17 protein-coding genes and 2 tRNA genes are annotated in these 25,071 nt (G+C 67.8%); 7 read left to right on the forward strand and 12 right to left on the reverse strand.

The window, feature by feature from the left end:
• Positions 1–41: 41 nt before the first annotated feature.
• On the reverse strand, positions 42–1,697 hold the full coding sequence (recN, locus tag BMX37_RS04830) for a DNA repair protein RecN (protein WP_093664371.1): 1,656 nt from the start codon (positions 1,695–1,697) through the stop codon (positions 42–44).
• A gap of 130 nt (positions 1,698–1,827) precedes the next feature.
• Positions 1,828–2,838, reverse strand: coding sequence for an outer membrane protein assembly factor BamD (locus BMX37_RS04835; protein ID WP_093664372.1), 1,011 nt, complete (start codon positions 2,836–2,838; stop codon positions 1,828–1,830).
• Positions 2,839–3,014: 176 nt separating this feature from the next.
• Here BMX37_RS04835 and BMX37_RS04840 point away from each other — a divergent pair, with 176 nt between their 5' ends.
• Positions 3,015–3,836, forward strand: coding sequence for a class I mannose-6-phosphate isomerase (locus BMX37_RS04840; protein WP_093664373.1), 822 nt, complete (start codon positions 3,015–3,017; stop codon positions 3,834–3,836).
• Between the two features lie 578 nt (positions 3,837–4,414).
• On the opposite strand, the gene BMX37_RS04845 is transcribed toward BMX37_RS04840, so the two are convergent.
• From BMX37_RS04845 to yajC, 4 genes are all read right to left on the reverse strand, one after another.
• A complete protein-coding gene (locus tag BMX37_RS04845) occupies positions 4,415–4,777 on the reverse strand; it encodes an Mth938-like domain-containing protein (RefSeq protein ID WP_093664374.1) in 363 nt (120 codons plus the stop codon).
• Positions 4,778–4,803: 26 nt separating this feature from the next.
• Positions 4,804–5,784 carry a protein translocase subunit SecF gene (gene secF, locus BMX37_RS04850; protein WP_093664375.1) on the reverse strand — a complete coding sequence of 327 codons (981 nt, stop codon included), beginning with the start codon at positions 5,782–5,784 and terminating at the stop codon, positions 4,804–4,806.
• 76 nt (positions 5,785–5,860) lie between these two features.
• A complete protein-coding gene (gene secD / locus BMX37_RS04855) occupies positions 5,861–7,459 on the reverse strand; it encodes a protein translocase subunit SecD (protein ID WP_093664376.1) in 1,599 nt (532 codons plus the stop codon).
• A 5-nt stretch (positions 7,460–7,464) separates the two neighbouring features.
• Complete coding sequence (yajC, locus tag BMX37_RS04860; protein WP_093664774.1) at positions 7,465–7,803, reverse strand: preprotein translocase subunit YajC; 339 nt, start codon at positions 7,801–7,803, stop codon at positions 7,465–7,467.
• Between the two features lie 171 nt (positions 7,804–7,974).
• Here yajC and BMX37_RS04865 point away from each other — a divergent pair.
• The 3 genes from BMX37_RS04865 to BMX37_RS04875 all read left to right on the forward strand — a co-directional run bounded on the left by BMX37_RS04865 (position 7,975) and on the right by BMX37_RS04875 (position 9,684).
• A tRNA-Pro gene (locus BMX37_RS04865) sits at positions 7,975–8,051 on the forward strand.
• Between the two features lie 136 nt (positions 8,052–8,187).
• A complete protein-coding gene (locus BMX37_RS04870; protein ID WP_093664377.1) occupies positions 8,188–8,859 on the forward strand; it encodes a hypothetical protein in 672 nt (223 codons plus the stop codon).
• A 390-nt stretch (positions 8,860–9,249) separates the two neighbouring features.
• On the forward strand, positions 9,250–9,684 hold the full coding sequence (locus BMX37_RS04875; RefSeq protein WP_093664378.1) for a pseudoazurin: 435 nt from the start codon (positions 9,250–9,252) through the stop codon (positions 9,682–9,684).
• A gap of 12 nt (positions 9,685–9,696) precedes the next feature.
• On the opposite strand, the gene BMX37_RS04880 is transcribed toward BMX37_RS04875, so the two are convergent.
• Both BMX37_RS04880 and BMX37_RS04885 read right to left on the reverse strand, forming a co-directional pair.
• Positions 9,697–13,284, reverse strand: coding sequence for an ABC transporter permease/M1 family aminopeptidase (locus tag BMX37_RS04880; RefSeq protein ID WP_093664379.1), 3,588 nt, complete (start codon positions 13,282–13,284; stop codon positions 9,697–9,699).
• A 14-nt stretch (positions 13,285–13,298) separates the two neighbouring features.
• Positions 13,299–14,177 (reverse strand): ABC transporter ATP-binding protein, encoded by an 879-nt coding sequence (locus BMX37_RS04885; RefSeq protein ID WP_093664380.1) that lies wholly within the window; start codon positions 14,175–14,177, stop codon positions 13,299–13,301.
• A gap of 209 nt (positions 14,178–14,386) precedes the next feature.
• Between BMX37_RS04885 and BMX37_RS19430 the strand changes: the two genes are divergently transcribed.
• On the forward strand, positions 14,387–14,809 hold the full coding sequence (locus tag BMX37_RS19430; protein ID WP_093664381.1) for a DUF3617 domain-containing protein: 423 nt from the start codon (positions 14,387–14,389) through the stop codon (positions 14,807–14,809).
• A 109-nt stretch (positions 14,810–14,918) separates the two neighbouring features.
• A complete protein-coding gene (locus BMX37_RS04895) occupies positions 14,919–16,565 on the forward strand; it encodes an inorganic phosphate transporter (RefSeq protein WP_093664382.1) in 1,647 nt (548 codons plus the stop codon).
• A gap of 176 nt (positions 16,566–16,741) precedes the next feature.
• On the opposite strand, the gene BMX37_RS04900 is transcribed toward BMX37_RS04895, so the two are convergent.
• Both BMX37_RS04900 and BMX37_RS04905 read right to left on the reverse strand, forming a co-directional pair.
• Positions 16,742–21,328, reverse strand: a complete 4,587-nt coding sequence (locus BMX37_RS04900) for an NAD-glutamate dehydrogenase (protein WP_093664383.1) — start codon at positions 21,326–21,328, stop codon at positions 16,742–16,744.
• Between the two features lie 122 nt (positions 21,329–21,450).
• Positions 21,451–22,749: a PAS domain-containing protein gene (locus tag BMX37_RS04905; protein ID WP_093664384.1), complete on the reverse strand. Its 1,299-nt coding sequence runs from the start codon at positions 22,747–22,749 to the stop codon at positions 21,451–21,453.
• Between the two features lie 162 nt (positions 22,750–22,911).
• On the opposite strand from BMX37_RS04905, the gene BMX37_RS04910 reads away from it, so the two are divergent.
• Positions 22,912–22,987, forward strand: a tRNA-Thr gene (locus tag BMX37_RS04910).
• Between the two features lie 12 nt (positions 22,988–22,999).
• Here BMX37_RS04910 and BMX37_RS04915 read toward each other — a convergent pair.
• Positions 23,000–24,343, reverse strand: coding sequence for a site-specific integrase (locus BMX37_RS04915; RefSeq protein WP_093664385.1), 1,344 nt, complete (start codon positions 24,341–24,343; stop codon positions 23,000–23,002).
• A gap of 160 nt (positions 24,344–24,503) precedes the next feature.
• Positions 24,504–24,977 (reverse strand): hypothetical protein, encoded by a 474-nt coding sequence (locus BMX37_RS04920; protein WP_093664386.1) that lies wholly within the window; start codon positions 24,975–24,977, stop codon positions 24,504–24,506.
• Positions 24,978–25,071 lie beyond the last annotated feature (94 nt).

The raw sequence follows: 25,071 nt of genomic DNA on the forward strand, positions 1-25,071 counted from the left end.
GCGCGTTTGATGCCGAAGGGCAGAGTCGGCCGTGCGCGGCCTTACGCCACCTCCAGCAGCCGATCGGCCTGCGCGCGCGCTTCGTCCGTCACCGTCGCGCCCGACAGCATGCGCGCGATTTCCTCGCGACGTTCCTCCTCGTCCAGGGGGCGAACGCCGGTCCGGGTCACCGTTCCGTCATGGCTCTTGGCGATCAACAGGTGGGTACGCCCGCGCGCCGCAACCTGAGGGCTGTGGGTCACGACGAGCAGCTGGGTACGCGTGGCGAGGCGGGAGAGGCGGTCGCCGATCGCGCTCGCCACTGCACCCCCGACGCCGCGATCGATCTCGTCGAAGATCATCGTCGCCGCGCCGCCTTCTTCGGCCAGCGCCACCTTGAGGGCGAGGATGAAGCGCGACAATTCGCCGCCGCTCGCGATTTTGGTCAGCGGGGCGAAGGGCGCGCCGGGATTGGTCGCAATCTCGAACTCGACCCGATCCTTGCCCGACCCGGACCAGCCGTCACGCGGCAATTGCTGGACGGCGGTGCGGAAGCGGGCCGCGTCGAGCTTTAGGGGCGCCAACTCGCCCGCCACGGCGGCATCGAGTCGCCCGGCGGCTTCGGATCGTCGCGCCGACAGTGCGTCGGCGGCCTTGTCATAGGCGGCGCGGGCGGACGCCACCGCCGCCTCCAACCGGGCAATGCCGCCTTCGCCCGCGTCGAGCCGTTCCAGCCGGGCGGACAGGTCGGCGGTCAGGGCGGACAGGTCGTCGGGTTGCACCCGGTGCTTGCGCGCCATGCCGCGCAGTTCGAACAGCCGCGCCTCGTCCTCCTCCAGTGCGCGTTCGTCATAGGCAAGTTCGCGCCGTGCCTCGCGCAGCGACTCCTCGGCAAGGTCCGCCTCTGTCACGGCACGGTCCACCGCCGCCAACGCCTCCGCCAGCGTCGGGTGCGCATCCGCGATGCGTTCCAGCACGCGCGCGGCCTGGCGCAGGTTGGAGAGCGCGCCGTCCGATCCCTCCAGATGATCGTCGATCGCGCTTAGCTCGCTTGCGACCTTTTCGGCGCGCTGCATCGAGCGACGGCGGTCGGCCAGCGCCTCCTCCTCGCCAGGCTCTGGCGCCAGCGCGGTGAGTTCCCCGACGGCGTGTTCCAGCCATTCGCGATCCCGCGCGGCCGTCTCGATCTCCGCCCGCGCGGCCGCCAGCGCACCCTCCGCCTCGCGCAGGGTCGCCCAGGCGGCGGCGGTGTCGCGCGGCTCCACCCGGCCGAAAATGTCGAGCAAGGCACGGTGGCCGCGTGGGTTAATCAGGCCGCGATCGTCATGCTGGCCGTGGATCTCCACCAGATGCCCCGCGAGTTCGCGCAGCAGCCCGGCGGAGGCCGGCTGGTCGTTGACGAACGCGCGGCTGCCGCCATCGGCCTTGACCAGGCGGCGGATGATGAGCGGTTCGCCCGGCTCCACCTCCAGCCCGTTATCCTCGAGCAGCGAGAACACGGTGGCCGGCGCGTCGAAGGTCGCGGTGACCACGGCCTGCGGTCGCCCGTGGCGCACCAGTCCGCTGTCGCCGCGTCCGCCCAGTGCCAGTCCGAGCGCGTCGAGCAGGATCGACTTGCCGGCGCCGGTTTCGCCGGTCAGCACGTCGAGCCCGCCGCCGAATTCGAGGTCCAGCGCCTCGATCAGCACCACGTCGCGAATGGAAAGCGCGGTCAGCATAGACGGCGCCATATAGCGGCTCGTCGCCCGGAACGAAACAGGGCCATTGCCGCCGGTTCGCCATTGTGGCGCATGGTCATGCCGGACCGGAGGCTGGTTGGCCCGGGCCTGCCGGTACGCTGCCGAGGGATCAGCTGTTGGGCGAGCCAGGCTGAGGCGTGCCGGGCTGACCGCCGCTGACGCCACCGGCCTCACCCGCACCGCCCGCCGGGGTAGCCGGGGTGGGAGCGCCGGGCGCTTCCGCCTTGGGGGTGCCCGTATTGCCTTCGCCGGGGAGCGAGGCGGGGGCGGCCACCGCCGTCGGCTTCACGATCTGCTCGCCCGCCGGGACCGGCGGCAGCGTCTCGGCCGGATGATCCTTCATCAGCTTGAAGGCGTGCGCGTACCAAGTGGAACCGGGATAGTTGGCGCCCAGCACCGCCGTGGCGCGCTGCGCCTCCATCGGCGTGCCGAGGTTCAGATAGGTTTCGGTCAGGCGCATCAACGCCTCGGGCGTGTGGGTCGTGGTCTGGTAATCGTCCACGACCTTGCGGAACCGCATCGAGGCCGCGAGCCACTGGCCGCGCTTCTCGTAGAAACGGCCGACCTCCATCTCCTTGCCAGCGAGATGGTCGTTGACCAGGTCGATCTTCAACCGCGCATCGGCCGCGTAGCGGGTATTGGGATAGCGGCGGTTCAGCTCACCCAGCGCGTCCAGCGCCTGGCGCGTGATCTTCTGGTCGCGGGTGACGTCGGTGATCTGCTCGTAATAGCCGAGCGCGATCAGGTAATAGGCATATGGCGCATCGCGGTTGCCCGGGTGCACCGACAGGAACCGCTGCGCCGACTGGATCGACGCGGTGTAGTTGCGGTCGAGATAATAGGAGAACGCGCTCATCAGCTGCGCGCGCCGGGCCCAGATCGAATACGGGTGCTGACGCTCCACCTCGTCGAACAGGATCGCCGCTTCCTTGTAGCGGCTCTGGTCCAACCGCTTCTTGGCCAGCGAGTACAGGGTGCCGACGTCGCGGGCGACGTAGGGAACGTCGCTGCGCCCCGAGGCGCGATTGCGCGCACAGGCGCCGAGCGGCAGCACGGCAAGGGCGATCATCGCGCCCGCAAGGGGCTTGGAGCGAAGCAGGCGGGACTGGAGGATACGCATCGGTGCTCGCTGTAGCAGCGGGGCCGGGGGGCGAACAATACCCTGCGCGAGCATCGCGTCGCACGCGCGAGGGGGCTGCCGCAAGGTGGCGGGGATCGGCGCGCGCGGCGGGGCGTTGCACGGCGTGCATCATCCGTTATCCAGCGTCACCATAGTCGAACCTTTCGAGGACCAACATGCCAGCGACCAAGCTCCACACCCACCGCGTCGAGAAACCCTGGGGCCGCCACACGCTGTTCCCCGGCTTTGCCGACGCACCCAAAGGCGGCCAGCCGATCGGAGAGGTCTGGTTCCAGGAGCCCGGCGACTCGAAGCCGGACCTACTGATCAAATATCTGTTCACGTCCGAGAAGCTGTCCGTGCAGGTCCACCCCAATGACGAGGAAGCGCACAGGCGCGGATTGCCGCGCGGGAAGGACGAATGCTGGACAGTGCTGACCGTGGAGCCCGACTCGACCATCGCGCTCGGTCCCAAGCAGACGATGACCCGCGAGCAGCTGCGTGCGGACGCACAGGATGGATCGATCGAGCAGGATCTGGACTGGGTGCCGATCAAGGTCGACGATTTCTACTACGCCCCATCCGGCACGATCCACGCGATCGGCGGCGGGCTGACGATCATCGAGATCCAGCAGAATTCGGAAACGACATACCGGTTGTACGATTACGGTTCCGACCGCGAGCTGCACCTGAAGGACGGCGTCGACGTCGCGGACCTGGAGCCGTACAAGCCCGTATCTTCGCCGGGCGAGGTCGAGCCGGGCCGGGTCATCAAGGTCGAAGGGCCCAAATTCGTGCTGGAACGCTGGTCCAAGGGTCGGTCGGTCTCTTTGCCCGAGGGCAAGACGGGCTGGCTGGTGCCGATCAAGGGCAAGGGCACGGTCGGCGGTGTCGACTGGCAAGCCGGCGAATGCGTCACCGTGACGGGGTCGGAAACGATCGAGGCGAGCGACGATGTTGACCTGTTGTTCGCCTATCCGGGCACGACGCGCCTGTGAGGACGAGCCTGTGACGACGCACCGGCGCGGCGCGGGGAGCGTCGCGCCGGGCGAGCCGGGTGCCGGGGGCTGAGCGAAGGGCCGGGGAGGCCGGACAGCGGGGCGGGGCGGAAGGCCGAACTGAGAGCCTGTCGCATGGCCCCTCATCTATCCCCGCCCTGCGGAGGCGGTCCGTCGGCGGGACCGGACATGCATAGGGCCGGTTCAGCAGCCGCCATGCCCGCCTTGGCGCGTTACCCGACCGTGGTGTAGCTTGCGCCTCCATGAGTTCGCGGCCTTGTCATTGTTACCGGCGTTGTCGCATCTTGCGCGTTCCGAAGGCTGTTCGGCGGTGGTAGAGGTGGAGCACGCCAGGTTATTGGCGGCGCCTTGGCATCCGTCCGGTGGCAGCGCGATGTGGCGTTGCCGAATTGCCGTCCACTAGGCCGTCGCCGGCGCACGGGCGGTGCATTCTGGATGACCGGCTGGGGTCCATGCACTCGCGGCGGTCCGGTGTTGGCTGATCGGCAGGTCGCCGGGTAAGGCGCCAAGCGCCGACAGTGCCAAGCAGCGCTGTATGGCCGAAACGCCGCCCTTCGTCAGCTTAGCGGATACAGCGCCGCGGCGATGATGCGGCCTTCGCCGCGCAGCACACCCCAGGCACGGGCGGCGGCACGGCTGTCCATGACCTCCAGGCCGATGCCCCGCGCTTCCAATCCGCGGGAGACGAGCGGAGAGGGGCGGGTCAGGGCGTGGCCGGTGCCGAGCAGGATGAACTCCGGCCGCGCATCGATCAGGGGCTGCAGGTCCTCCAGCGCCAGGGCTGATAGCGACGGCGGCGTCCAGGGCAGCGCCGCCTCCACGGTCATCAACAGCGCCGGGAAAACCGTATCGCCGATGCGGAAGCCGCTGCCGGAGAAGCCGGTCACCAGCGGCCCGGCGGCCGATCGTTCCAGGTCCATCCGCATCGCGCTTCCCCGGGTTCAGCTCAGCGCTGGCGCGGCGCCACGCGCTCCGCGTCGCCGATCCGCTCCTTGTCCAGCGTGCCGGGCTTGGCACGGTTCGGCTCGGCACGCAGGCCCAGCGTGATGAGCAGGGAGGACGACACGTAGATCGACGAATAGGTGCCGACCACGATGCCCAGGAACATCGCGGCGGTGAACCCGCGCAGCACGTGGCCGCCCAGGATCAGCAGCGCGGCGAGCGCGAGCAGGATGGTGACGGAGGTCATCACCGTCCGCGGCAGCGTCTCGTTGACCGACAGGTTGATGATCTCCCGCATGTCCATCTTGCGGTAACGGCGCATGTTCTCGCGAATCCGGTCGTCGATCACGATCTTGTCGTTGATCGAATAGCCGATGATGGTCAGGAACGCCGCGACGATGTTCAGGTCCACCTCGAACCCGGTCAGCGCGAAGAAGCCGAGCGTCATCAACAGGTCGTGGATGATGGCGACGATAGTGGACACGCCGAACTGCCACTCGAAACGGACGATCGCGAACAGGCCGATGCCGAGCACCGCGAAGAAGACGGCCATGCCGCCCTTCCACTTCAGCTCGTCCGACACCTTGCCGCCGACGGTCGAATAGCGGGAAAAGGTCGCGCCGGGGAAGGTCTTGGACAGGGCATCCTCGACCTTCCGCACCACCCGGTTGGTCGCGCCTTCATCCGCGCCCGCCTGGATGGGCAGGCGGATGGACAGGGTGGTGGGCGAGCCGACCCGCTGGATCGCCGCCTCTCCGACGCCGAGACGATCGACAGCTGTACGCACCGCTTCCTCCGACGGGGCGGTGGCGAACTTTTCCTCGATCATCAGGCCGCCGGTGAAATCGACGCCCATGTTGAGGCCGTGCCAACCGACCAGCCCGATCGCCAGGATCGAGAGCGCCAGCGTCAACCCGAACGCCCAGCCGCGCAGGCGGACGAAGTCGATGTTGGTATGGTCGGGTACGATCTTGAGCAGTTTCATGGCTGACGGTCCGAGGCCGGCGAGGCGGTATCCCGGCCGGTGCCGGGGTAACGGGAGAGGGGGGGCAGGAGCGACATCAGATGTTGATCGTCTGCGGCCGCGTCCGGCGGATCCAGAGCGCCACCAGCATGCGGGTAAAGGTCACGGCGGTGAACACGCTGGTGCAGATGCCGATCAGCAGCACCACGGCGAAACCCTTCACCGGGCCCGATCCCAGCACCAGCATGATGATGCCGGAAATGCCGTGGGTCACGTTCGCCTCGAAGATGGTGCGGCTGGCCTCCTTGTAGCCAAGCTCGACCGCCTGCACGACACTGCGCCCGCGCCGTCGCTCCTCGCGGATACGCTCGTTGATGAGCACGTTGGCGTCCACTGCGGTGCCGACCGTCAGCACGAAGCCAGCGATGCCGGGCAGGGTCAGCGTACCCTTGAGCAGCGCCAGCACGCCTACGATCACGAACACGTTGATGACCACGGCGAGGTTGGCATAGGCGCCGAAGCGGCCATAGGTCAGGAACATGAACCCGACGACCAGCACGACCGCCACGATGCAGGCGAGAATGCCGTCGTGGACCGAATCCTTGCCGAGATCGGGGCCGACGGTCGATTCCTCGATGACCTTGATCGGGATGGTCAGCTTGCCCGAGCGCAGCGCGATGGCGAGCTGGTTCGCGGAATCGGCGGTGAAATTACCCTCGATATAGCCCGATCCGCCCAGGATCGGCGTGTTGATGCGCGGGGCCGAGATCACCTCGTTGTCGACGATGATCGCGAACAGCTTGCCCTGGTTCTCCTGCGTCACCTTGGCGAAGCGCTTGCCGCCCTGGCTGTTGAAGGTGAAATCCACGATCGGCTGGTTGCTCTGGCTCTCGAACGCCTGCTTGGCATCGGTCAGGTCACCGCCGGTGACGATCGTCGCGCGCTTCACCGCGATACGGCCACCCGGATAGCCGGGGTAAGCCAGGATCTGGCTGCCGACGGGGGCGATGCCCTTTGCGACGTCGGCCGGATTGGCGGTGTCGTCGACCAGCTTGAATTCCAGCGTGGCCGTCTTGCCGAGCAGCTCCTTCAACGCCTGCGGGTTCTGGAGGCCGGGGACCTGAACCGTGATGCGGCTGGACCCGTTGCGGATGATCGTCGGTTCACGCGTGCCGAGCGCGTCAATCCGCTTGCGGACGACCTCCGTCGAATCCTTCATGGCCTGATCGATCGCCTCGTCGATCCCCGCCTTTGTCTGGGTCAGCACGAAGCGGCTGGAATCAACGACCTGGATGTCCCACTGCCGCTGCCCTGTCAGCCCGGCGCCGCCACCCGTGATGGCGAGCAGCTTTTCCCGCGCGGCGTCGACCTGCGATGGATCGCGGAGCATGAAGGACAGCTGGCCCCCGCGCGTCGAGATGTCGCCGATGTCGACCCGCGGCGCGGTGCGGCGCATTTCGGCCTGCACCTGGTCCCGCATGCTCTCCAGGCGCGTCTCGACGAACTTCGCCGTGTCCGCCTCCAGCAGCAGGTAGGAACCGCCGGCGAGATCGAGGCCCAGGTTGACGCTCGGGTGCGGAATCTTGCCCCAGCTGGCGGTGAAGCGATCGGGAAGCACGCTGGGGATCGCGAGCATGCACAGCGCGACCAGCAGGGCAACGATGGAAGCAACCTTCCAGCGGGGAAAGTCCAGCATGGCGCTCAGTCGTTCGCCGGCTTGGCGTTGAGGGATGTCACCTCCGCCAGCGTGGATTTGACGACGCGGACGCGGGTGTTGGGTGCGATCTCCACCTCCACATGCTTGTCCTCGACGCGGGTCACGCGGGCGACGATGCCGCCGGCGGTGACCACCGTGTCACCCTTCTTGACCGACTCCACGCGCGCCTGGAATTCCTTCTGACGCTTCGCCTGCGGGCGCAGCACCAGGAAGTAGAAGGCGACGAACACAAGCGCGAGCGGCGCGAACATGCCGATCAGGCCGCCTGCGCCACTCTCGGCGCCGGCCCCGACGGTTTGGGCATAAGCTGGTGAAATGAACATCGCATCCATGGCTTTGCTGGCAGGCGGAAACGCTTTTGCAGATTCCGTCCGCATGAAACGCCGCGCGCTAGCATCGGCGCGGCCCATGCGCAATGGATCGGGCCGCGGCGCGCAGGACACACGCCGCCGCTTGCATAAGGCGCCGTCACGCCGTACAGGCGCCCCCTCGGTCGGGGCGTAGCGCAGCCTGGTAGCGCATCACACTGGGGGTGTGGGGGTCGCAGGTTCGAATCCTGTCGCCCCGACCAAGATGTCCGCGGATCTGCGTGGGTTCAGCGTGGCAGGCAAGGCCGCCCGCACGTTCGGCAGGTGCCGTTCTAACGCAGTTTTAACTGCTTCGCCGCTGGGATGGCTCGCGAGGCCTTATTCGGCCAAAATGCCGCAATGACCACAGTTGGCACCACCGCCGGGGCAGAGCAGGCGCTCGCCAACCTCGTTCGCGCTGAAACCGGACTGCTCGACCTCTACCAGCACCAGATGGTCAATCGGCCGTTTGGGTACCAGGACTTGTACCTGCTCGGCATCGCGCGGCGGACGCTCGCGAATGGTCAGGCGTTCAAGAAGTGTGTCGAGGACCGCAACGGCCTGGTCGCGGCTGCGCTGCTGCGCCTGCAACTAGACACGGTGCTGCGGCTGTACGCGCTGTATTGGGTGGCTGACCCGGAGGATTTCGCCGGGCGCGTGTTCGGTGGCGAGCAGGTCGATCGGCTCAAGGCTGCGGACGGCCGACAAATGAAAGACCGTTACCTGATCGACAAGATCAAAGACCGTAACCCTTGGGTTGAGCCTGTGTACAAGAACACCAGCGGGCTGATCCACTTCTCAGATCGGCACATTCATTCGGCGATACGGCTAGATGGCAACGACGGCGCAGCGCAGTTCCTCCTTGGCCCGACCAACCCGGAGCATGAATTCGCCGAGTTCCAGGAACTGCTGGAGGCATTCTTCCACTGCACCGGGATGATCGTGGTGGCGGCGGGGGACTGGTTTGCCAACTTCGACACTATCCACCGACGACAGCCGCCGCCGGGCAAGGAGATGCGCCCCACTTCGTGAGGTGGAGGGCGCAGACAGCGTCAGAGCGAAAAGGGGAGCCACACTGCTGGCCTTGATCGATAAACGAGGCTCGGTGGCCTTGACCTCGGTGCGGGAGATGCGTGGACCCGCACACCGTGGCGCTCAGGAGAACAGCGGCCCGGCTTTTGCTGTGACTCGCCAGGCATGTCTGTCGGCGTCTGCGCCGGCGCGGCAGTCGCCGCTTGGCTGAAGAACGAGCGCCGCCACCGCAGGCAATCGTCTCCACGCAACGGCGCGTGCCCGCGTGGGCCTTCCCGTCAGCCTTGATCGCCGTCAATCGCGGCCTTGATCCCCGACAACACCGCCTCCGCGAGCCGGGCGTAGCGCAGCCGCGACGGGGCGGTTTGCCCCGGTTGGGGAGATTCGCCGATGCGTTCGCTTGTTCCGTTCCTCGCCGCCGCCGCCGTGCTGGCCGCCGCGCCGGCCCAGGCCGCGCCGCCGAAGGTGGTGAAGATGCTGAACCGGGGTGCGGGCGGCATGATGGTGTTCGAGCCCGCGATCGTGCGGATCAAGCCGGGCGAGACGGTGGTGTTCACGCCCGTCGACAAGGGTCATGACGCGGAAAGCATCCCCGGCATGCTTCCCGCCGGGGCGCAGCCGTTCAAGGGCACGATCAGCAAGCCGATCTCGGTCACCTTCACCAAGCCCGGTGTCTATGGCTTCAAATGCACGCCGCACTTCGCCATGGGCATGGTCGGCGCGGTCGTGGTCGGCGCGCCGACCAACCTGGCGCAGGCCAGATCGGTCGCGCTGCCCGGACGAGCGAAGCAGGTGATGACCGGCCTGCTCGCCAACGTCCGCTAGGCGCCGCGCGGCTTAGCTTGCGGTGCTGGTCGCCGCGACATTGTCGTCCGAATTGCGGTCGATCCGGACGTTGTACGGGTCGACACCGGCGAAGGACGGACGGGTCGCGGTCACCAGCGTCACCGTCTGCGTCCCCGACCGGATCGGGACGCGGGCCAGTGTCAGCACGTCCTTCTTCGCAAAGGCGCCCCGGCCGGGCATGGCCGCGAATGCGCCGACCTCCGTCACCTCCACCATCGGTGCCTCGCGCTCATTGCCCTTGCCGTCCGCGTACAGCTTGCGGGCCTCGATCGTCAGGCGGGTCTGCCACCGGCCGTCCGGGCGGCGGCTGACCACGGCGGAGCGGGTCTTCAGGTCGTACAGGGTGATGCGTTCGAACAGGTCGGTGATCAGCGCATTCTCCGCTGGAGAGGCGCCGCGCCGGAATTCGGCGATCAGGTCCAGGCTGCGCGGATAGGGCGGGCCGGCGAAGCGGAAGCGGGAGTCGTACCGCTTCAACGCGGCGTTCACCCGCGCCTCGCCCAGTTCGTCCTTCAGCCGGTACATGGCCAGGCTGCCCTTGCGGTAATGGATGTACTGCTGGTTCTCGACGCGGGCGAGAGGCAGTTCCTCGATCACCTCGCCGCCGCGCGACCGCAGGTAGCGATCAAGTTCGAACTTCAGGAAGCGGCGGATCTGGTCGCGGCCGTACAGATGCTCCATGACCATCAGCGCGGAATACTGCGCCAGCGTCTCGACCCCCATCGTCGCGCCCTGGTTGTCGGACGTGATCACCTGATGCGCCCACCATTGATGCGCCAGTTCGTGCGCGGCGACATAGGTGACGTAGTCGATCTTCTCCTTGTCGGACAGGTCGGCGATGAAGCCGATCCCCTCCGAATACGGCATCGTCCCGGCGAACGCCTGTGCGAACTGGGCATAGTCCGGAAATTCGATGATCCGCGCCTGGCGGAACTGGTACGGGCCAAAGGCGGGCTGGTAGAAATCCAGGCCATGCGCAAACGCGTCGAGCATCCGGTCGACGTTCGCCGCATGCTGGGGCGCATAATAGACGGCCAGGTCGATGCCGTCGTGCATCCGGTGCCGTTCGGCATAGCGCGCGGACTGCACCGAATAGAAGTTCAGGATCGGTGCGGTCGTGACGAAGCGGGCGGTCCGGCGGCCGTTCGCGGTTCGATCGGCGACCTTGTTCCCCGGCGCGATCGGCGTCTGGTCGGCGTCGGTGGTCACGCTGACGTCGGTCTTTACCCAATCGACGTGGAACGCGCTGAACCGGGTACCCGACAGATCCTCCAGCCGGGGCGGGCGCAGTTCCGACGGAAGGCCGTATTTGCGGCGCTTGGTCCGATCCTGCAGCAGCGTCTGGCGGTCCATGCCGATCGTCGGCGCGAACTCCGCATTGTTGACGAAGGTGCCATTGGCGACGACGCGCGTGTCGTTGCCGCTGTTGGCGAAGCCGCGCTGGCGCCGTTCCGTGCGGAAGGACAAGGTGGTGGTCGCGCCCGGTGCCAGCGGTGTCGCCAACCGGTAAATGCGGTACTGGAAGCGCGGATAGTCGCGCTGCACCGCCGCGCCGGGGATGCCGATCGCGGTCAGCCGCGTGCGCCGGTCGCCCATGCGCACGTCGATCCGGTCCAGCGGACGGCCGGTGCGGTTGACCAGCGTCATGACACCCGACGCGGTCAGCCCAGGCTGTTCGGGGCGGAGGTCGACCGCGACGCGCACCGCCAGCACCGATGGCTGCGGCACGCGCTCATAGGGGAGCAGCGCCTTTTCGTAATCGGCCAGGAACCGCTCATCGTCGATCGGCGTGCGATACTCGTTCCAGATGTGGGTGTTGGTGTAGATCCATGCGCCCGTCGCGACGAACACGGCCAGCGCCGCCGCGCCGACCAGGCCTGCGCCGCCCGCCAGCTTGCGCGGCAAGCGGCGGACACGTGGCAGCAGCCGCGTCTCCGTACCCCGCCGCCACAGCGCATGCGCCGCCACCAGCAGCATGATCGCAAAGGCGGACCAGTAGAGCCGCAGCCACCACGCGCCGATCCAGAAGCTGCCCTGGCCGTTCATGTCGGACAGCGGCACCTCCGGCGTTGCGGCATAATTGTACAGCACGTCGCCGAACCCCAGCCGGCCCAGCGTGGTACGCGCGATGATGTACAACACCATCAGGCCCCAACCGACGAATTTGTGCGGGCTGAGCGCCTGGATGAACACGGCCAGCACGGCGAGCAGGGTATAGTCCACCGTCCCCGGCAGCACGTACCAGAGCAGGTACTTGCCGATCTCGAACTGGCTGTAGCCATGGACCAGCTGCATCGCCATCGCGCCGACCACGCTGACCAGCAGGGTCGAGAACAGCACCAGCACCACCGCCAGCGCCTTTGGCAACACGAACGCCCAGTCGGGAATCGCGCTGGCATCGATGATCTCGTGCGTCTTGCGGTCACGCTCCCGCCAGACCAGCTCGCCGGCATAATAGATCGCGATGATGATCGGGATCAGGCCGAACGACCCCTTGAGCAGGCCGATAACGACCCGTGTCACCGGCAGCACCGGGGTGCCGAAGATCTCGCCCAGATCGATCAGCGCGCCGACCGAGTTGAACAGGCCGAGCGCGAGCAGCACCACATAGGCGGGGCTGCGGAACACCTGTCCCAGCTCCAGCCGGGTCCGCACGCCCAGCTGCGCCAGCGCGGTCCGCCGGTCGAAGCGGGGGCGGGGCAGGGGACCGGCGGGGCGCGCACGCTCCGACGTGTCCGCCCGTTCCGCCAGCCGCTCCGCCTTGCGCGCCTTTTTCGACGGACGTACGGCAAAGCGGAAGGTGGCGAAGGCGATGGCGAGCGCCGCTCCGGCGACCAGCAGCGCGAGCAGCCGGTTCCACAGCACCAGTCCGGTGATCGGCACCGCCAGCATGTTGCGATCGGCGGCCGTCCAGTATTTCGTCAGGTATCCGACCGCGCCGAACCCCAGCGGCTCGCCATACGCGCCCCACATCTCATAGGCCGGGTTGCGGTCCAGCACGACGTTGGCGACCGTCCAGACGATCAGGAACGCGACCACCCCGACATAGGTCGCCATCATCGAGCGCGTGACCGTCGCCAGCGCGAAAAAGATGGCGGACGTCAGCAACAGGTTGGGCAACGCCAGCCACAGATAGGCCGACAGGTAGAAGGACAGCCGGTTCGGACCCAGCGTCTCCGGATCGACCCACGGCATGTGGCTGCCCAGCCAGACGCCGAGCGGAATCGCCAGGAACCCGATCGCCGCCGCCGCGAACGCACCGCCGAACCGCCCGAACAGATAGGCGCCGCGCGTGATCCGCGTCGCCCGGATGATCGGGCCGAAACCGGTGTCGTCGTCACGCACCACTACGTTCGCCACGAACGCGGTCGACACGAACATGAAGAACAGGCTGAAGATCAGCATCATCTGCGCGATGGCGAAGGGCGCGTTCTTGTGGACGTTGCCGCCCGATCCGACCTGGATCTGGTCAACCGTGGTCGCGCCGAACGCGAGCAGGAAGAAGATGACCGCCGCGACCCAGAAGACCGGATTGCGCAGCTGGTAGCGGAGTTCGAAGCCGAAGATGCCGGCGAACATGGCCCCGGCCCCCCTCAGGCGGCGCGACGCGAGGCGTCGAGCGTGGAGAAATACACGTCCTCCAGTCCGCCGCGCACCGGTTCGAACCCGTCGCCCGGTTGGCCGTCCGCCATGACGTGGATGATCGTGCGCCCGGCGAACAGGCGGGTGGAAATGACCCGGTGGGTGTTCCGGTACGCCTCCAGCTCGTCGCGGGCGATCGTCTTCTGCCAGACGCGGCCTCGTGTCGCGTCGATCAGGTCGAGCGGCGCCCCCTCAAGCAGGATGTGCCCGCCGGCCAGCACCGCCATGCGCGGGCACAGGTCGGCCACATCCTCGACGATGTGCGTCGACAGGATCACCACCACCTTGTCGCCGATCTCACCCAGCAGATTGAGAAAGCGGTTGCGTTCCTCCGGGTCCAGTCCGGCGGTCGGTTCGTCGACGATGATGAGGCGCGGGTCGCCGATCAGCGCCTGCGCGATGCCGAAGCGTTGCCGCATGCCGCCGGAGAATCCGGCCAGCGCCTTTTTGCGTACGGCCCACAGGTTGACCTGGTTCAGCAGGCCCTCGACTGTATCGCGGCGCTCGGCGCGAGAGGCGACGCCCTTCAGCACGGCCATGTGGTCGAGCATGTCGTACGCCGACACGCGGGGATAGACGCCGAAATCCTGGGGCAGGTAGCCAAGCGTGCGACGCAGCTCCTCTGGTTGGGCGATGACGTCGATGCCGTCAAAGGTGATGGTGCCGGAGGTCGGCGCCTGCAACGTCGCGATCGTCCGCATCAGCGTCGACTTGCCCGCGCCGTTGGGGCCGAGCAGCCCGAACATGCCCGGCGGGATCAGGAGGTCGACCCCGTCCAGTGCCCGCGTGCCATTGGCGTAGACATGGGTCAGCTTTTCGATGGCAAGCACAGCGCGATCTCCCCCCGGGTTCGTGCAGGGAGGCTAACAGGTGTATTGCCTGTGTAAAGCGGTGAATCGCGGGTAGGGGCAGGCCCGGCGGTCCGGGAAGTAGGGTCCTGTCGGCGATTGCGGCTGCTTACCCGGCTTGCTTTGATGGATGCGAGACGGGCTGGGGGGGGCGGAGGATCATCGGTGATAGCGAGGGCACGATCCTGCTGATGTCGCTGGCGGCGGCAGGGTCAGCAGCGACGCCGATCACAGCGGGGCGCCGGATCGTCACCAACCAGATAGAGGCGGCCTTGTTCGACGGCCGCTCGGACGGCACGTCCTTTCCGACGGCGCGACCTCGGTCGGTTTGCCTCGCGTCAGTAGATGCGGCGAAAGGACCCGAATTGGCTTTTTCGGATCTACGTCAGTGTCGGGTGTTGCGAACCCCTGTGTCGGGTGGAGCTTTTTCCTTCGAAACGGAATGCAAGGCCACCAGTTCCGACGACCTCATCGTGACGCGATCCGCCGGCCGGTACGCCGCCGACAGCTATGTCGGGACGTCCACGTCCATGCAGCGGCGCGCAGGCCTGCGAACAGAGATGCGATCACCCATGGAGGCGAAGCGCGTGGGCAACTGTTCAGCGGGAAAGTAGTTGGGGGCTGGCCTGCCGGTTGATTCGAGGTGCCGCCACAGCTTGGGCCCGCGTGCGTTGTCGCAAAAGCTACACGGAACTGTCATCTGCCGGGTTCAGGGCGGTTTCCATGGCAACCATGATCCTTCCCGCTGACTCGGCGGCGGGCACGCGCCCTGGTGGTCCGCGCCTTGACGGGCATCTTCATCCGGCCGGCCGCTGGGTATTCCTGGCGGTGCTGGTCGGCGGGCTGATCTATGCCGGGGTCAGCATCCTGACCGACACGCAGCAGGTCGGGGAGAGGCTGGCGACCGGCGTGTTCCTGTTCCTGGGGCTGGCGCTGCTCATCGCGCTGGCGTTCGAATTCGTGAACGGTTTCCACGACACCGCCAATGCCGTGGCGACGGTGATCTACACCCACGCCCTGCCCGCGCCGGTCGCGGTGGTTTGGTCGGGGGCGTTCAACTTCCTGGGCGTGCTGACCTCTTCGGGTGCGGTGGCGTACTCGATCATCACGCTGTTGCCGGTGGACCTGATCCTGCATGTCGGCAGCGCCAGCGGCTATGCGATGATCTTCGCCCTGCTGGTCGCGGCGATCCTGTGGAACCTGGCGACATGGGCGGCGGGGTTGCCCAACTCGTCCAGCCACGCGCTGATCGGATCGATCCTGGGTGTCGGCATCGCGAACCAGCTGTTGTCACCGGTCGCTGGCGGGGCGTCGGGCGTTGCATGGGGTCAGGTGGAAAAGGTGCTGTCCGCGCTGTTGTTCAGTCCGTTGATCGGGTTCGGGGGCGCGCTGATCCTGTTGCTGCTGATGAAACGTTTCGTCCGCGATCCGGCGATGTACCGGGAGCCGAGGGGCGACCAGCCGCCGCCCAAGGGTATTCGCGCGCTGCTGATCCTGACCTGCACCGGCGTCAGCTTTGCGCATGGCAGCAACGACGGGCAAAAGGGCATGGGCCTGATCATGCTGATCCTGATCGGCTGTGCGCCCACCGCCTACGCCCTGAACCGCACCGTGCCCGAAAGCGCCACACCCGTGTTCATGGCGGTGGCGGCACAGGCGGAATCGGCATTCGATCGGGTCGCGGTGAAACGCCCGGACAGCCTGGTCGAAGCACGCGACACGCTGACGCGCGGCATTGCAACGCGCAAGGTCGACAACCGGGCGGTGTATGGCGCCCTGGCCACCGTGTCGCACGATGTCGGCAGCCGCATCGGCAGCTACGGATCGCTGGGTCGGGTGCCGGCGGCGGCGACGCCGAACCTGCGTGGCGACATGTACCTGGTGCTGGACGCGACCCGCATGGTGGTGGCCGACAAGGGCGCCCAAGGCCGCTTCTCCGCGTTGGAGGTCAAGCGGATGCAGGCCTATGCCGGGCAGCTGGAACAGGGCACGCGCTATATCCCGATTTGGGTCAAGGTGACGGTTGCGCTGGCGCTGGGGCTGGGCACCATGGTCGGATGGAAGCGGATCGTGGTCACGGTGGGCGAGAAGATCGGCAAGAGCCACCTGACCTATGGCATGGGCGCGTCGGCGGAGCTGATGGCGGCTGGCACGATCCTGTTGGCGGACCGGTTCGGCCTGCCGGTGTCGACCACTCATATCCTGTCGTCCGGCGTGGCAGGGGCCTCCGTCGCGAACGGCGCGGGGGTGCAGCATCGCACGCTGCGCGCGATGGCGCTGGCCTGGTTCATGACCCTGCCGGTGGCGATGCTGTTGTCGGGCGTGTTGTACTGGCTGTTGCTCGCCGGCGTCCGCGCGCTGGGGCTGTAGTTTCGGGCGAAGCTGCCCAGCGGCCCGCGCGCGATGCCCATGTCCTGCTATCGTAGACGTTCGGCGCTGCGACACGACGCACACGCATTTGCCCACCAGTGACCGGCTCGGTTAAGCCGCTTCGCTCAGCGTAGAAAGCAACCGGGCGAGCGCGCCGTGCACGCCCGCCTGGATAGTCAGCGCGCGAGCAGCACGCGTGCCTGGCCCGCGATCTGCGCCAGCATCGCCGCGCCGGGTTGCGTGGCCGCACGGGCACGCGAAACCAGCCCGCGGAACTGCGCCACTCGTCCGGCATGGGTGTCGAGCCATGCCTCCACCGCGGCGCCCGGATCGGCGGCGGCGTGGCGGGCGAGGAAGTCGAGCCGCAACTGCTGGAAATCGCGCGCCAGTCCGCCGAGCAGCAGACGCTCCCACGGGTCGCTGGAGCCGATCCGCGCGGCCGTGGCCTGTGCCCAGTCCAGCCCCAGCGCGTGACCCAGCCGGGTAAAGGCGCGGGTCAGCACCGCCTCGTCCTGGCCGAGCCGCTGGCCGAGATCGGCCAGGCCGACCCCGCCGTCCATCTCGAACAGGCGCACCACGCGCGCGGCGAGGTCGGTCGGTGCGCCGGCGGTGGCAAGCGCCGTCGTGATGCGGCCGCTGTGCGCGCGGGCCTCGTCCAGCAGCAGCGTGTCGAGTCCGGCTTGCAGCTTGGCGATACCGGGCCGCAGCCGCGCCAGCGCCGCATCGGGAGAGGTGCCGGCCGGCACCGCGCGCAGCAGATCGGCGATCTGCGATCCCGTGCCCGCCGCGATCTCGTCGAACAAGGCGATCCGTGCCGCCTCCGGCATCGCTGTGCGCTCAACCTCCGCCCATAGCGGCTGGAGATCGAACAAGCGTTCCGCGACCACGAACATCGCGGCCAGGTCGCCGAGCGAGGCGCCTTCCTCCTCGGCCACGTCGAAAGGTTGAAGGACGCCCAGCCGGTTGACGATGCGGTTGGCCAGCTTGGTCGCGACGATCTCTCCGCGCAGGCGATGCTCATCAATCGCGGGGCCGAACGCCTCGCGCATGGCGCGCGGAAATGCGGCGTGGAGGTCGTCGCGCAGCGCCGGATCGGCACCCAGGCCGGCTGTCTCGATCGCGTCCTGCAGCGCCAGCTTCGCGGTGGCGAGCAGCACGGACAGTTCGGGCCGGGTCAGCCCGGCGCCCTCCTGGCCACGACGCAACAGGTCGTCGTTGCCGGACAATCCCTCCACGCGGCGGTCCAGGCGGCCGGTGCCCTCGAACATCTCGATCAGGCGCACATAGCTGGGCATGGCGCGCGCGCCGTCCCGCTCCGCGATAGACAGCGCCAGCGTCTGGAGCCGGTTGTCCTCCAGCACCAGATGCGCGACGTCGTCGGTCATCGCGGCGAGCAGGGCGTTGCGATCCGCCTCCGCCAGCCGGCCCTCGATCATTTCGCGATTCAGCGCGATCTTGATGTTGACCTCGTTGTCCGAACAATCGACGCCCGCCGAATTGTCGATGAAGTCGGTGTTGATGCGGCCGCCGCGTCCGGCAAAGGCGATGCGCGCCGCCTGGGTCACGCCCAAATTCGCGCCCTCTCCGATCGCGGTGACTCGCAGGTCCTCCGCATCGACGCGCAGGCGATCGTTGGCGGGGTCGCCGACGGCCGCGTTGTTCTCGCTGCGCGCCTTTACATAGGTGCCGATGCCGCCGAACCAGAGCAGGTCGGCCGGCGCCTTCAGGATCGCGGCGATCAGCGCGGTGGGCTCCATCTCGCCCGCCTCGATGCCCAGCGCGGCCGCGACCTCCGCCGTCACCGCGATCGACTTGGCGGCGCGGCTGTGGACGCCGCCGCCGGCCGACAGAGGCGCGGCATAGTCGGCCCAGGACGAGCGGGGCAGGGCGAACAGCCGCGCACGCTCCTCGTACGACACCGCCGCATCGGGGTTGGGGTCGAGGAAGATGTGGCGGTGGTCGAACGCCGCGACCAGCCTGATCGAACGCGACAGCAGCATGCCGTTGCCGAACACATCGCCCGACATGTCGCCGCAACCGACCACAGTGACGGGGTCGATCTGCACGTCCACGCCGCGTTCGGCGAAGTGGCGCTGTACCGAGACCCAGGCGCCCTTGGCCGTGATGCCCATCGCCTTGTGATCGTAACCCTGGCTGCCGCCGGACGCAAAGGCGTCGCCCAGCCAGAATCCGCGTTCCAGCGCCAGCGCGTTGGCGACGTCGGAGAAGGTCGCCGTGCCCTTGTCGGCGGCGACCACGAAATACGGGTCCTCGCTGTCCAGGATGCGCACGCCCTCCGGATGCACGACGGCGCCGTCGACGATGTTGTCGGTGATCGACAGCAGCGACCGGATGAACACGCGATAGCTTTCGGTGCCCTCCGCCAGCCAGGCGTCGCGATCGACCGCGGGGGAGGGGAGCTGCTTCGGGTAGAAGCCGCCCTTTGCCCCGGTCGGCACGATCACCGCGTTCTTGACCCGCTGCGCCTTCATCAGGCCGAGGATCTCCGTGCGGAAGTCGTCGCGCCGGTCGGACCAGCGCAGGCCGCCGCGCGCGACCGGACCGGCGCGCAGATGGATGCCCTCCACACGCGGCGAATACACCCAGACCTCACGCCATGGCACGGGCGCGGGCAGACCGGGGATGCGGTGGCTGTCCAGCTTGAAGGCGAGCGCCACTTGTCCCGCCGGCGCGAAGGCGTTGGTGCGCAGCGTCGCGCCGATCACCGCACGATAGGCGCGTAGGATGCGGTCGTCGTCGATCGCGGACACCGCATCCAGCCCCTGAGTCACCGCGGCATCGGCGGCGGCGACATCGCCATCGCTCGGACCATGCGCGGCGAAGAACCGGGCGACCAAGGCGGCGGCAACGACGGGCGCGCGGCGCAGCGCATCGACCACCGTCGCCAGGCCATAGGGCAGTCCAGCCTGGCGCAGGTACCGGAACCATGCGCGCAGCAGCACCACCGCATCCGGAGTCAGCCCCGCCTCCACGATCAGGCGGTTGAAGGCATCATTCTCCGCCCCGCCTGCCAGCACGGCGGCGATCGCCCCCTCCAGCACGGACGCGTCCGTCGGTAACGTACCGTCCGCCTCGACCTGGAAATCGTGGATCGAGGATCGCGACTCATCGCTCAGCGCGGTCGGCATTTCCTCGACGACGCGGAACCCGAAATTCTCCAGCACCGGCACCGCATCGGACAGGGCCAGCGCGCCACCCTGGCGATAGATCTTCAGCCGCGTACCGCTGTCACCCATCGCGATCCGGACGCCGCGTGCATCGTCGCCTTCCAGTCGGGACAGGTGCAGCGTGTCGAGCGCAGCCTCCTCCGCCGGATGGGCGTTGCGATACCCCGTCGGAAACGCGCCCGCGTAACGCAGCGCCAGTCGTGCTGCTCGCGCCGGGCCGACCGCCTCGCCCAGCGATCCTTCGACCGCGGGGATCCAGCCGCGCACCATGCGCGCGATACGCGGCTCCAGCCCGTCGACATCGGCGCTCGCGTCGCCGCCGCGCACGTCCAGCGTATAACGGAGCAGCGCGATGCCGCCCTCTTCCAGTGCGATCGACCAGTTGATCACAATTCCGCCCGCCCGTTCCGCGAGCATGTCGCCGATCGCGACACGCCGCGCGGTGGTCAGGTCATCGCGCGGCAGCCAGACGAATGCGAACAACTGGCGGCCCAACGGCGATCGTACGGCGACCAGCGCCGGACGCGGGCGATCGGCCAGCGACATGGCGGTCAGCACCAGCCGCTCCAGCGCGTCCGGCGCGATCGCTACGGCGAGGTCGTGCGGCAGGTTGGACAGCGCGTGAGTCAGCGCCTTTCCGGCATGGCCGCGCGGGTCGAAGCCGAATTTCTGCTGCAACTCGGCCAGCCGTCGCCGCAGGACGGGCACCTCCGCCGGCGCGGCGGCCAGCGCGGCGCTGGTCCACAAGCCGGCATGGATTGACAGACCGGTGACGCTGCTGCCCTCACGCACCGGTAGGATCACCAGGTCGAGCGGCACGGCGCGGTGAACGGGAGAGATCAGGCTGGATTTCAGCAGCAGCGGCGCGGCGCCGCCGGCGGTGAAATAGTTCATCGCCAGCGTGCGGCTCGCCTCCGCCAGGATCGGCGGATCGTGGCGGTTCCGCGCGATGCCGAGTGCGGCGCCCGCCCCGCCATGGGCCCAGCGCTGATGGCCCAGCAGCGTCAGATTGTCCGCCAGCAGCCAGTCGAGCAGGGCGCCGCCCTCATCCGCGCTGCCCAGCGCCTCCGCGTCCTGACGCAGCGCCTGGGTCAGCGCGGGCCAGTCGGCGACGGCGCTACGCACGTCGGCCAGCACGGCGCACAACGCATCGGTCAGTTCGCGCCGGTCGCGGGCATCCGCACGCTCCAGCTCCAGATAGATCATCGATTCGCGGGACGGACCCTCGCCGACCGCGAGCAGGCGGCCGTCCGCGTCGCGCGACACGGGCACGATGGGGTGAAGGATGCGATCGACCGCGATGTCGCGCGCGCCGATCGCCGCCGCCACCGAATCGACCAGGAACGGCATGTCGTCATTGACCACGGCCAGCCGCATGCGGCGGCGAGGATCGTCCGCCGCGATGGGCGAGAGCGTGATCGCAGGCGTGCCGGGCGTCCGCTCAGCAGCGGCGTCCACCATGAAGCGGGCCGCATCGGTCACTTCTGCGGGTCCGAATCGGTCGAGCTCGCCCGGAAGTGCACCCTCCGTCAGGCGGGCTGCGAGCTGGTTCGTCAACATTTGCACATCGGTCATGATGCCGGCCTATGCGCCCGCCCCGTGACCGGCTCAACCCCCGCAAATCGGCGGATTTGCGCGCGCGTCATCCTGTTACCGCTTCCTTAGCGGATCGTCGCCCCGGTTCAGGACGGGCGCGATCAGTCCAGCGCGCGCAGGGCGCGTTCGCACAGCGAGGTGTCGCCGGTCACCGTGCCGATCAGGTCGAGCCCGCCGCCATCCGCAATGCGTGCGATCAGAACCACCGTGCTGCCGGCATCGCCCGTCACGTCGAAGGGCAGGTGGGCGATGGTCGGGCGGGGTGCCGGCGCGACGACGGGCTTGGGCGCAGGCTTCTTCGCCTGTCGCTCGGCCGCGACGACTGCCTTTATGCCGCCTGCGAACCCGTCCAGAAATGCCGGCAACTGGCCGCTTCCGATGCCGTTGCGGCGGGCGTGGCTGAGCACGGAGGCGAATTCGGTCAGCCGCGTCTTGTCGTAATCCACGCCGAAGATCAGCTTCACCACCGGGGTCAGCGGAGCGCGCGCCTGAACCGTGATGCCGGCGTCGGCGAGCATCTCCGCATAATCGTCCGCTTCCGTGTCAGCCGCGATGGCGAAATCATGCGCACGGCCTAGGGCGCGGTACAGGGCGGAGCGGCTGCGCGTATCGGCCGCACGCACTGCCGCCGCGCTTTCGCGGGCGAGCGCCAATCGGTCCGCGAGCGATGCCGTGGGCAGCGGCTCATCGAGGAGGGGGGAGGGGACATCGCCTTCGTCGCTGTCACCCGGCTCCTCCACCGCGACCTCGGCGCTCGGTCCGTCAGCCCAGACGGGCGTGTCGTGCGCGGTGCGGGGAGCGTCACGCACCGCCGCGTCCAGTTCGGCATGCAGTCCCGCCTGCGTGACCGCGTCCACCGTCTCCTTCCAGTTGATGACGCCGTAGATATAGTCGATCGCGTCGCCGTCGGATGAAAAGGGCATCAGGATGCCGCGGTACAGGGTGGTACGGCCCCGTATGCCGACGAATTCCGCCTCGAACCCGATCGGCGCGCGATTGGCGATGATCTGCAGGTAATGATCGGTCAGTCGCGACAGCAGGGAGCGGCTGGGCACGTCGCCGATTCGCTGGATCCCGGACTCCAGCCCGCACTCCTCGCGCAGCTTCCGCCCCAGAAAGGCGATCAGCGGATCCTCGATCCCTCTGCTGAAATCGAGCAGCACGCTGTGCCCGCCGAAATCGGCGATGCTGCTCGGGTCCAGGTCCGCGATCGCCGGATACGCGCGCCCCTTCAGCAGCGACACCCAATGATTGTACGCGCGCACATGCATGCGCCGCTCGTCGCCGCCCAGGTCGAACAAGGCGTCGTCGATGCCGCCATCCGTGTCGGCCTCGACGTCGATCGCCGTTTCCGGTTCGTCGATACCGATCCGCTGTTCGAATTCGCGCGCGATATTCATGGCGTTTGCAGGCCCTTATGGGTTCGGCATGATGCCGGATGCCCGCGTCTTGCGCCCGTCTTGGTAAACGCAACGTAAACCCGGGCCGACATGCTTGAGCGGCTTGTCAGCACGGGACGCTGCTGTTACAGGCGCCACCTCCACCGGCTCCGCGCCGGTCGTGCCGCTTTAGCTCAGCTGGTAGAGCATCGCATTCGTAATGCGGGGGTCGCAGGTTCGAGTCCTGCAAGCGGCACCACCTAACATGTTATTATCCGGGCATTTTTGCCTCCCTCGGTGCGAGGGGCGCGCGGCTGGCTCCGGTGGCATTCCGGTGCAGGGAGCCCGGAGCCAGTCGCTCGATATCGGAAATGATGCTCGCTAGGGCGCTCACGACCGTGGGGAATTCGCCCACAGCATAGACCTCGGTCTGGCTGGAGGCGCGGTGCCCCATGAAGCCTTCCAAGTCCCACTTCTCAGCGCCGCGATTGCGGGCGAGCGTGGCGAGGCTATGGCGCAGCACGTAAGGCTTCCACTCCCGTCCGGTGGGGAAGCCCAAGTCGACGAGCATTGCGTCCCAAGCGCGATCGATGCTCTTCACCGGTCGGCCATAGTAGTTGACCAGCCAACCTCGCCCGATTCGCTCCTCGACAGGTAGCGCATCGTATTCGACACGCTCCGCGTCGAGCCATTCCGCGAGCAGCGGGAGGACAGGCAGAAGCGGGCGCCGCTTCTTGTTCTGCGTTCGGCCGTTCGGGTTGAGGTCGATTGTCGGCGAACCAGGCCACCACTGGTTGCGCTCAGGCGTGACCGAGATCTCTACCACGGCGCCCGGGCGGGCGATGGTGCAGATCGAGGCGACGATGAAGCGGTGCAGCGAGCCTCGGCGCTTGTTCGGTTCGGCCGCATAGGCGACGATCTTCGCCAACTCCTCGATGCCGATCCTGGTGCGACGGGTTCGTTGCACCTGGCTGGGCGGCAGCGGCTTGTACGTCGGTCGCTTGTCAGAGCGCGGAGGATCCGCGTTGACCGCATGGTTCAGAACGGCGACCAACTGCGCGATCGCGGCCTCCGTGGCCGCGGGCGACCGGTCTTTCGACTTCGTAACGAGACCGGCCTTGTTTCTCCAGACGACCGGCTGCTTGCGCGACCAAGCCCGGAAGGCATGGACAAACACGCTCGTGCAAGCCGCCGCGCAGCTAGTGGCGATGCCGAAACGGCCCTCGCTGCCTCGCGCTTCCTCGACGTCGAGGAAGTCCAGGACGTGCTTGAGCCGTCCCTCGATCGTGTCGGCCGACGCTCGCGCGTCCCCCCACTCGAGTCGATAGTCGGCGATCGCGTCAGTCAGCAGGTACGCCTGAGCTTGGGCGAGCGGCTGACCGCACGCGTGGCAGAACGCTGGCGCCTCGTCGGTGTCAGCGAGATACTTCCGGTCGAGCGCTAGGACGGCGAGGTCCTCCTGCGCCGTGCCCGATGATGCGCTTCGGACGCGTCCCGCTGCGGGATCGTACCAGAAGATGGTGAGGTTGGGACTGCGGAGAGACCCGTCGACCTTCCGGTCCCATCCGAGCCAATATTTCCCCCGACGATAGAGCGGCGTTTCCTGTCGCGGCATCCCGCTTGATCCTTGAGATAGTCTGCTGTTGCGCGGTGGATGACGTGAAGGACGCCATGCGTCACCAGAAGGTCGACATCGGCGGCTTCGAGCCTGATGCCTCTGCCATCTTCGGCGGCTCGGCTGATCCTGCGGTCCAGCTTGGCAATTGAGGGAGCGTTCATGGTTCCTCCGGGGCGGGCAGCATCGGCAGCAGCGCCGGCATGGTGCCGACGCGGTACGCGTCTGCGATTTGCGGCTTCATCCAGGCGCCGGCGGTCTCACCGGTGGGCAGAACGATGTTCGCCAGGAACTCGTCCTCGAACACGCTGATGCCACTCTCGACGGCTTCCAGCTTGGCCTTGATCACGAGGGCGAGCGCTCGCCAGCGCTGACGCACGGCCTGTTCCCATTCCTTCAGCGCAGCCTCTGGCGTCCGCGCGCCGCGGCTATGATGGGTGAAAGATTTGTCGCTCTTCTTGGGCAGCTGGAGAATGAAACGGATCTGCCGACCCGCCATGCGGAAGCCGACCAGCGCCGCCTCGTCTTGCCAGCCGTAGAGGAACTGGTCGGCGCCGTAGCGCTCCAGCGTCCGTTCGATCTCCTCGCGGCTGCGCGAACTGCTGACCTCGGTGGTCGCGGCAAAGCGGGTCATCGCACCTCCCCAACGCCGATCGCGAAGCCGGCGTCGCGGAGGTGTCCGCTGCGGCACGCGCGGCGATCGCCGCGTCGACGTGAGCCTCGGCCGA

Source organism: Sphingomonas gellani (assembly GCF_900110035.1).
Classification (GTDB): Bacteria; Pseudomonadota; Alphaproteobacteria; order Sphingomonadales; family Sphingomonadaceae; genus Sphingomonas; species Sphingomonas gellani.